At 66.7% G+C, this 2,396-nt stretch carries 3 protein-coding genes; 1 reads left to right on the top strand and 2 read right to left on the bottom strand.

Annotation, left to right across the window (positions count from 1 at the left end):
• Nucleotides 1–55: 55 nt before the first annotated feature.
• Together ACFU7D_RS29310 and nucS are read right to left on the bottom strand one after the other, a co-directional pair.
• A complete protein-coding gene (locus tag ACFU7D_RS29310; protein WP_091047822.1) occupies nucleotides 56–259 on the bottom strand; it encodes a hypothetical protein in 204 nt (67 codons plus the stop codon).
• A gap of 134 nt (nucleotides 260–393) precedes the next feature.
• The gene (nucS, locus tag ACFU7D_RS29315) at nucleotides 394–1,068 is read right to left on the bottom strand and encodes an endonuclease NucS (RefSeq protein WP_378731312.1); all 675 of its coding nucleotides are present in this window, start codon (nucleotides 1,066–1,068) and stop codon (nucleotides 394–396) included.
• An 88-nt stretch (nucleotides 1,069–1,156) separates the two neighbouring features.
• Between nucS and ACFU7D_RS29320 the strand changes: the two genes are divergently transcribed.
• On the top strand, nucleotides 1,157–2,323 hold the full coding sequence (locus ACFU7D_RS29320) for a 3-hydroxyacyl-CoA dehydrogenase NAD-binding domain-containing protein (RefSeq protein WP_378873982.1): 1,167 nt from the start codon (nucleotides 1,157–1,159) through the stop codon (nucleotides 2,321–2,323).
• Nucleotides 2,324–2,396: the final 73 nt, after the last annotated feature.

The following is a 2,396-nucleotide window of genomic DNA, read 5'->3' on the forward strand; positions in this document are numbered from 1 at the left end:
GTTATGACGAGCCGACTCGGCAGGGTTCTACGTCAGGATGAGCCGACTCGACGGGTCAGCGGGGGTTGATCCAGTTGAGCAGCTGACTCATCGAGATCAGCAGGTCGTCCAGCCGCCGCTCCACGCTGTCCAGGCGCGCGTTGACGCTGTCGATCGCCGCGTCGGTGCGCTCCATCCGGCTCTTGATCGCATGGAACTCCGCCGTGTGCATCTGCTGCATCGTCAGGAGATCGATCATGATCGCCTCGACGTCGCTCACGGACAGGCGGCCCCCAACGCCATGCCCCGAGTAGTTCATGGACATGGCGTGAATCTTGTCACGCAGTTCCTACCCAAAGGTAAGAAAAGGTGTTTCACCGACGTGAACTTGCCTGACCGTGCACCAACTGTTGGTCAGAAGAGTCTCTCGGTCGGATCGTCGAGGCCGCGCAGCGCGTCGTAGTCGACGATCGCGCAGGTGATCCCGCGGTCTTCGGCCAGCACGCGGGCCTGCGGCTTGATCGCCTGAGCGGCGAAGATGCCGCGTACGGGGGCCAGCAGCGGGTCGCGGTTGAGCAGCTCGAGATAGCGGGTCAGCTGCTCGACGCCGTCGATCTCGCCGCGTCGCTTGATCTCGACCGCGACCGACTTCCCGTCGGCGTCGCGGCACATCAGGTCGACCGGTCCGATCGCGGTGGGGTACTCGCGGCGTACGAGGGTCAGGCCCTCGCCCAGCGTCGCCGGGTGGTCGGCGAGGAGCTCCTGGAGGTGCTTCTCGACGCCGTCCTTCTGCAGGCCGGGGTCGATGCCGAGGTCGTGGGCCGACTCGTGGTGGATCTCCTCGATCAGGATGCGCAGCGTGTCGTCCGTCTTCGAGGTGACCGTCCACTCGACGCGGCCGTCGTCGGACTTGCCCTCCGAGAGGGTGCAGGGCGGCGACATCCAGTTGAGGGGCTTGTAGGAGCCCCCGTCGGAATGGACCAGCACCGATCCGTCGGCCTTGAGCATCAACACCCTGGTGGCCATCGGGAGGTGGGCGGTGAGCCGCCCCGCGTAGTCGACCTGGCAGGTGGCAACGACGAGTCTCACCGGGAGAACGTATCGCATGGCCCCATGTGAGCAGCGTCACGCCACCAGGGGTTACTCACGGGTAATAAATTTGGCAGTCTTCCGTCGCATGACGGTTTCGACCCAGGGTTCCATCCACGACGTGCTCGTGCTGCCCTATCTCAACCACGCCATTCGCATGCTCGAGTCGGGCTACGCCACCGCCACGGACATCGACAACGCCATGCGCTTCGGCTGCGGCTACCCGAAGGGACCGCTGGCCACGGTCGACGAGATCGGCGCCTCATCCGTACGCGACGCGCTGCTCGCCCGCTTCGAGGAGACCGGCGACAACCTGCACAAGCCCGTCGCCCTGCTCACCAAGATCTCCGACGAGTCCGGGTCGTTCACCGGCGTGGCCGGGGACGACGCAGCGACGCCGGAGCTGCGCCACACGATCGAGAAGATCGGCGTGGTCGGCACCGGCACGATGGCCTCGGGCATCGTCCAGGTCTTCGCCCAGGCCGGGTACGACGTCGTCTTCGTCGGCCGCTCCCAGGAGAAGCTCGACGGGGTCGTCGCCGGGATCACCAAGTCCCTCGACAAGGCGATCGCGAAGGGGCGCTCGGACGAGGAGACCAAGGCTGCCGTGCTCGGCCGCCTCACCGGCAGCACCTCGCGCGAGGATCTCGGCGAGGCGGACCTGATCGTCGAGGGCATCGCCGAGGACCTCGACGTCAAGACCGAGCTCTTCAAGGACCTCGACCGCATCGCCAAGCAGGGCGCCATCCTGGCCACGACCACCAGCTCGATGCCGATCACCGAGCTCGCCAAGGTCACCTCGCGCCCCGGTGACGTCATCGGGATGCACTTCTTCAACCCCGCTCCGGTCATGAAGCTCGTCGAGGTGGTCACGACCGACCTCACCTCGGCCGAGGTCGACGAGACCGTGCTCGCACTGTCCACGGCGGTCAAGAAGGTCCCGGTCTCCTGTGGTGACCGCTCCGGCTTCATCGTCAACGCACTGCTGTTCCCCTACCTCAACGACGCCGTCAAGCTGCACGAGTCCGGCGTCGCCATCGCCGAGATCGACGCCGCGATCAAGGAGACCGCGGGCTTCCCGATGGGTCCCTTCGAGCTCCTCGACGTGGTCGGCAACGACGTCTCGCTGGCCATCCAGTCCGAGCTCCGCAACGAGTTCGGCGAGCCCGGCTTCGACCCCGCCGCCCTCCTGGTCCAGAAGGTCCAGGAAGGCAAGCTCGGCCGCAAGACCGGCGAGGGCTTCCACACCTACTGATCCCAACCCCGGCCGAGGCGTCACGTACGTCGGCCGAGGCGTCACCCCCGCAGGCCGAGGCGTCACACGCGCG

The organism is Nocardioides sp. NPDC057577, assembly GCF_042801335.1.
In the GTDB taxonomy this organism is placed as follows: domain Bacteria; phylum Actinomycetota; class Actinomycetes; order Propionibacteriales; family Nocardioidaceae; genus Nocardioides.

Excerpts from the sequence above, each read along its gene's own strand:
- ACFU7D_RS29320 (WP_378873982.1), top strand. The coding sequence starts at position 1,157 with ATGACGGTTTCGACCCAGGGTTCCATCCACGACGTGCTCGTGCTGCCC.